This window comes from Chamaesiphon polymorphus CCALA 037 (assembly GCF_003003845.1).
GTDB lineage: Bacteria > Cyanobacteriota > Cyanobacteriia > Cyanobacteriales > Chamaesiphonaceae > Chamaesiphon > Chamaesiphon polymorphus.
This window is the reverse complement of sequence record NZ_PVWO01000312.1, coordinates 1-7012: the sequence shown is the minus strand read 5'-3', so window position 1 is coordinate 7012 and position 7012 is coordinate 1. Positions and strand designations below refer to the sequence as shown.

At 44.8% G+C, this 7012-nt stretch carries 4 protein-coding genes; 2 read left to right on the top strand and 2 right to left on the bottom strand.

Annotated features, from left to right (window positions below):
• Positions 1-64 precede the first annotated feature (64 nt).
• On the top strand, positions 65-559 hold the full coding sequence (locus C7B77_RS20015) for a DoxX family protein (protein ID WP_106308891.1): 495 nt from the start codon (positions 65-67) through the stop codon (positions 557-559).
• A 95-nt stretch (positions 560-654) separates the two neighbouring features.
• Here C7B77_RS20015 and C7B77_RS20010 read toward each other — a convergent pair whose 3' ends face one another.
• On the bottom strand, positions 655-915 hold the full coding sequence (locus tag C7B77_RS20010; protein WP_106308888.1) for a hypothetical protein: 261 nt from the start codon (positions 913-915) through the stop codon (positions 655-657).
• 201 nt (positions 916-1116) lie between these two features.
• Entirely contained in the window at positions 1117-1518 is a 402-nt protein-coding gene (locus C7B77_RS20005) for a hypothetical protein (RefSeq protein WP_106308885.1), read from the bottom strand.
• A gap of 1143 nt (positions 1519-2661) precedes the next feature.
• Between C7B77_RS20005 and C7B77_RS20000 the strand changes: the two genes are divergently transcribed.
• Positions 2662-6705: a glycerophosphodiester phosphodiesterase family protein gene (locus C7B77_RS20000; RefSeq protein WP_106308882.1), complete on the top strand. Its 4044-nt coding sequence runs from the start codon at positions 2662-2664 to the stop codon at positions 6703-6705.
• Positions 6706-7012 lie beyond the last annotated feature (307 nt).

Genomic DNA, 7012 nt, shown 5'->3' with positions numbered 1-7012 from the left:
TAAATCCCCCGTAGGATCGACTGGAAATAATTCTAATTTTTCTTAATTAATTGGAGGATCTAATATGTACGATACTAGAACTGATGTTAGTCTTAAGCCACGAGATTTAGCTGTCGCACATTTACTGCTGCGGTTGCTAATTGGTGTAAATTTTTTCAATCATGGCTTCACCAGAATCGGCAATATTCCTGGTTTTGTCGAACAGACAGTCAAAACTTTGCAAGGGTCTTATTTTCCCGAACCGTTGGTGCGCCTAAATGCCTACCTCGTACCGATTATCGAACTTGTAGTCGGGGTTTTAATTATTTTGGGGTTATCAACTCGGATCGCTTTAATTGTCACATCTGCGTTGATGGTAATGCTGATGATGGGAGTTACATCGGTTCAAAAATGGGAAATTGCCACCAGTCAACTCATCTATGGAATCGTACTATTCGCACTCTTAGCTACATGTCGATTCAATTGGTTTTCGTTCGATAATTGGCTCCAGCGCAAACACAGACGGGTGGATGTATCGGAGCGTTCGGATGAAGTGCTAAGTTACCGCGATCGATCGTAAGTTTGGCGATCTAAATCAGTTACAAATATTGAGAGCTTAGATGATGAGATTGCTCTAATGATAACAAGTATGCGCGATCGAATGACCTTGACAAGCTATCGACTGATTGAGTTTCTTTTTAGATCGAAAATAACTTCCGAGATCTTGCCAGCATCGACTTTGATTGAGTAGCCTGTTACTTCCCAGCTTTCATCAGTAAGGGGATTATTAAACTCTTGGTAATTCTCTGGTAGATCGATCGAGATGACTTCTCCATAAGAGATCTCGATGATATCCGAGCCTGTCGGATGATTTTGAGTAAAGTTGAAACATTTTACCCGTCTACCGAGCGGATAATTTGCAGTACTTGTATACATAAAATTTAGATAGGTGCAGTTCCAGATTTTGGAGTAGATACTGTTGGTGCGATCGTCGAACTAAGTCTGCTACACTCCAGTTAGAAAATCCAACCGGGTGGTGTAGTTTGTTACCATTTTTACACTTCAATCTTGTCTAGTACCAGGGAAGATCGGCAAGTTAAGCATCATTTAGCGGATTTGACAGAAGCTAGCTACAAATTAAGTCTCTAAAAAATATGTTGCTGAGAGTGAAATATTTGAATTGTGCAAAATATCTCTAAAGTTCCGATTGGAACGTTCGCATTCTTCAATAAATTTTTGCACCCAGAGCCGTAAACCCTGAATATCTGCATCTGTCAATTCCCGCTCTAATAGATCCCGATCGCAACTGATTTTGCCAAAATGGTCGGCTGAAAAAGAGCGGACAGAGGGATATTTATCGATAACTCGATCGTGTGCTTTGCGCCAGTAATTGCCCTGAGCTAGCTTACCAAAATGGTCGTTGCTAATAGAAACGATCTGTTGTAAGGTTGCTAGCACCATTTCTCCAGTAAAGATCGGTAAATCGATCGGTCGCTCTACTGTCTTGAGAATTTGATTCAACCGCTCATGCTCTTTCACAGAGATCGCTGTAATTCCATTTTTTCAAGAGTTTGACGAAATGAATCGGTAACTAATTCTTGTTTGCATAGCATCACAATCTGTAGATTACTTTGAATTCTATGAAGTTCTTCGCCGATTTCAAAATAGTTGAACTTATCGAATTGTCACGGATGGTATTTGGAGATTTCAATCACAGATATCCAGCGATCTAAGACTTATAAAGTTGTTATATCGTTAACAGCAAGTTAAATCCGATTCAAGTAATTGGATAAAATTCGAGCTAGTATTATATACTTTGCTTCTAAAGTAGTGCCGAGTGAATCTTGCGATTGCACATAAAATTCGGTCGTTAACTTTAGACAATAAACAGCTTATTTTTAATTAATGCGATCGCTCAAACTCCTGCTAATTTAGATATCGCCCTCCAAGCAACCGATCGATCGACGGCACTCCGAGCTTACGCTCGTCTGTGGCTTTGCCGTATCGCCAGAGGCAAGGCTGGAGATAACGCTCGGCGTCTAGGGTTTACGAGCGAACGCCGCTGTCAGCGGCGCGCAGCCACGAGGTTCTCTTATATTGAGTCATCCATCGCCGATCGAAAATCAGTCGATCGACCGATGTAAATATTCACTCAATCTGTGTTTGATAAATCGATTGCTGAAAGTTAAAAATTCTTCAAAAATATTTACCAATCTCGCCGATGCAAACCCTGCGGGATCTTTTGTTGTCAATAATTCTTAGCGATCGATGTAATTGGTTTTTAGGACTGGATCTTGCTTTTAATTTAGGCGATCTTAATCAATGCTTAACTTGCTAATAAGGCAATTTTAACGCCAAATTATTGATGTAAATGCTAATATCCTTTCGGAAACACTAAACTATCTTTGCAGTCTCTATCTCTAAAATTAACCCAAGTATATGAGATTTTTTTGAGTATAGACAAGCGATCTAGCGCGACAGTATTTCTTACTAACATCAACATGAGAAGGTTATCCCAATCTTTTCGGTCGCTTGGAGTTAAACCCAGAGATCGCAGCATTCCACCTCTAAAGCTGGGGATTTAAATCTTAAATCTCTGCTCTTTTCTCAATTTCTACATACCCCGATCAAGCAACGAGATCGCTACATTTGCCAACAACAGAATAAGTACATAGGCTAGTCATGGAAACTCCAATCGTCACGCTCAAAGGTTTTGCAGTTCTTCCCGCCGATACGTTTGCGGCTGGCCCCAAATCTGGCAGCGCAGTAGCAAACCCAACTAATGGCAGAACCACACCGTTTGCTTCCCAACCAGTCCAAGGACTCAGTGGCGTTCAATTTGCTGATGGCAATTCTTTTTGGTATTTAGCAGACAATGGTTATGGCGGTAAAGATAACAGTGCCGATTTTCTCTTACGGCTGTATCGTTTAGATCCTAGTTTTCGAGGCTACGAAGCAGGTGGCGATGGCAGTATTAAAGTTTTAAACTTCGTTCAATTCTCCGATCCTGACAAGAAAGTTCCGTTTAATATTACGAATCAAAATACTGCCGATCGACTATTAACAGGTGCAGATTTTGACTTAGAATCCTTCACGATCGCCAAAGATGGGACATTTTGGGTCGGTGAAGAATTCGGCCCTTATTTATTACATTTCGATGCGACTGGTAAATTATTAGATGCGCCGATCGCGACTCCCAATCCGGCTGCGACTATGCTCAAGACCTTGGGCGGCAAAACCCCGATCGTTATCGGACATCGCGGTGCGAGTGGCGAATTGCCAGAACATACGCTCGGTGCTTATAAACTCGCGATCGAACGCGGCGCAGACTTCATCGAACCCGACTTAGTTTCGACCAAAGATGGTGTCCTCATCGCTCGGCACGAGCCGAACATGATTAACACCACTAACGTCAAGGATAAACCCGAATTTGCCAGCCGGAAAACCACTAAAATGGTCGATGGCGTCGCCGAAGAAGGCTTTTTTGCTTCAGACTTCACTTTGGCAGAAATCAAGACCTTACGGGCGATTATGCCGCAGAGCGAGCGGACGCAAGTATTTAATAACTTGTATGAAATTCCCACATTTGAAGAAGTCATTAACCTCCTCAAGCAAGTAGAAGCCGATACTGGTAAGAAGATCGGCATCTACCCCGAAACCAAGCACCCAACTTTCCACGATAATCTCAAATTATCTCTGGAAGAACCCCTCCTGGCGACCCTGCAAAAAACTGGGTTCACCGACCCCAGCCGCGTCTTCATCCAATCCTTTGAAGTGTCCAACCTCAAAGAACTCAACGGCAAAACCAATTTACCGTTGGTGCAGTTATTGGATGCGTTTGATGTCGCGCTCGATGGTTCGCTGATTTATGAGGATGTCAACAAGCAACCCTATGACTTCACCGTCAAGGGCGACAAACGCACCTACGCTGATTTACAGACTAAAGCAGGTTTGGCAGAAATTGCCACCTATGCAGATGGGATCGGCCCCTGGAAGCCGATGATTATTTCTAGCAAGGGTGTTGATGCTAATAAAGATGGTAAGGCAGATGATGTTAATAAAGATGGTTTGGTAGACGAACGCGATCGCACCATTCTCCCCCCTTCATCTTTGGTTGCCGACGCTCATGCCAATAACTTGCTCGTCCATGCTTATACCTTCCGCAACGAACCGCGACGGTTAGCTTCGGACTACAACGGCAATCCGCTCGAAGAATATAAAGCCTTCATTAATGCTGGTGTCGATGGTTTCTTCTCCGATTTCCCCGGTACGGCGGACTCAGCACGCGACCAAATTACTAGTCCAGTTGTTCGATCGCCTCAAAACCCTGATGTCTTAGCTAAAACCAAGTTCCTAACTCTCGATGGCAGTGCCCCCTTAGTCCTCGGACATCGCGGTGCGAGCGGCGAGCGTCCCGAACATACCCTCGCAGCTTATAAACTGGCGATCGCTGATGGTGCAGATTTTATCGAGCCAGACTTAGTAACGACCAAAGATGGGATCTTAATCGCCCGTCACGAGCCGCTGTTGGGCGTGGTGACTTTAAACGCTGATGGCACCATCAAACGCGATGCGAGTGGCAAGTTTGAGATCAACAATACCGACACCAGTACGAATGTCGCCCAGTTTGCCAAATTTGCCGATCGATTGACAGTCAAAACCGTCGATGGCGTCAAGGTGGGCGGTTGGTTTGCTGAAGACTTTACCCTCGCAGAAGTCAAAGAGCTAAACGCGATCGAACGGCTCCCAGCTTTGCGCGGTACTAAGTACGATAACGATGGCTTAAAAGTCCCCACTTTGCAAGAAGTCATCGATCTAGTCAAACAAGTAGAGAAAGAGACCGGACGCAAAATCGGTATCTATCCCGAAACAAAGCACCCGACTTATTTTGCATCGGAAGGTACTAAGCTTGACGGCACCAAGATTAATGTCAATCTCGGTCAAAAACTCGTCGATACCTTAGTTGCGAGTAACTTTACCGATCCCAAGCGGGTATTTATCCAATCCTTTGAGGTAAGCAATCTCAAAGAAATTAACGATAAATTCATGCCCGCCGCCAAGATCGATATCCCATTGGTGCAGTTGTATGGCGGTGCGACAGGCAAACCCTATGACTTTATCGTCAGCGGCGATGCGCGGACTTATGGCGATCTGACCAAACCTGCCGAACTCACCAACATTGCCAAATATGCAGCGGGTATCGGCCCCAACAAACGCCTGATCGTGCCCTCCAGTACGGTAGACAATGACAAAGATGGCAAACCAGACGACCTCAACGGCGACGGTCAAATTAACGAAGCCGATCGAGTTTTGGGTACGCCTACCACGTTAGTAACCGACGCTCACAAAGCTGGTTTACAGGTACATCCTTATACCTTCCGCAACGAAGGTGTCTTCCTAGCTTCCGACTACAAAGGCGACCCTAAAAAAGAATTAGAACAGTTCATCAATTTGGGTGTCGATGCCTTCTTCACGGACTTCCCCGGTACTGGCGACCTAGTACGCGACAAATTTGTCGGCACGCCTGCGGTAGCCAATTTAGGCGGTTCGCGTGGCTTTGAAGGGATGGCAATTTCGCCCGATAAGTCTACCTTGTATCCCTTGCTCGAAGGTACCGTATTTGGCGATCCGGCTGGTTCGCTCCGCATCTATGAATTTGATGTTGCCAGCCAGAAATACAAAGGTCAACTCGGTTTCTACAAAATGGAAGCAACCGGAAATGCGATCGGCGATTTTGCAGTCATCAATAAAAACGAATACCTCGTCATCGAACGCGATGGCGGACAAGGTGCGACGGCTCTATTCAAAAAGATCTACAAAGTAGACCTTTCTAAAAAAGATGCCAACGGAAATGTCTTTAAAGAAGAAGTTGTCGATCTACTCAATATTCAAGACCCCAACGACTTGAATAAAGATGGCAGCACCAAATTTACCTTCCCCTTCGTGACGATCGAAGATGTGATCGTACTCGATAACAACACAATTTTGGTTGCTAACGATAACAATTATCCGTTCTCGACAGGTCGATCGGCGACTGCACCCGACAATAACGAATCGATCGTTTTGGAGCTAGCCAAACCACTATCGACCGTTACGCAAGTATCGGGGACGGCGGGTAACGATAATCTCATCGCTAAGGTAACACCAGGATTCGATGGGTTTAACGATAGTGTTTTTACTGGTGCTGGTAACGATACAGTCGATGTACCGATTGCTGGCGCGGCGGCGGGTGACAACCGGATCGATACGGGGAGCGGTGCCGACACGATTTTTGTAGCTAATGGCGATCGGGTGTTCGGTCAAGCTGGCGACGATATCTTCGAGGCGAATGATGCCAAAGATTATCGGATTTCTGCGGGTGCTGGTAACGATACTCTGTTCCTCGGTACCAACGGACGCGCTTTAGGTGGCGATGGTAACGATAAGTTGTTTGTCGGTGCTGGTGGCGGTAATATCCTCTCTGGCGGTGCTGGTGCCGACCAATTCTGGATTGCGAATGCCGAAATTCCTGGTGCGGCGAATACCGTCGTCGATTTCCAAGTCGGTACCGATGTTATCGGCATTCAGGGTGCTGCGAGTTTGGGCATCAGTGCTAGCACGATTAAATTAACTCAAATTGGTGCGGATACTTCGATCGACTTTGGTGGCAAATCTCTAGCCTTACTAACCGGAATTCAAGCTAGTAGTTTGACTCCTGGTAATGCCAGCCAGTTTGTCTTTGCCTAACCGCAAATTAACTTTCCTGTGTAAATATTTTAGGGGAAATAAGCTTTGTTGCTTATTCCCCCTTTTTTTTAATATTCGATCGTGAATTGTAACTCTTTTTTGTGTTGTAAAAGTCAGATTTTTATTACCAGATCGAGTCGAATAAATTTTGTAATATCACCAATCTAATATTTCTCAATTTATAGGCTAAAATGCTCGATTCCGATCGCTCGACAAACTCGAACATTCAAGCGTACTGCCTAGTGACGGTCGGACAACTTCTTCGGTGTCGAGGTATAATGAATTGTGTAATTTAAAGTTTCTGCAA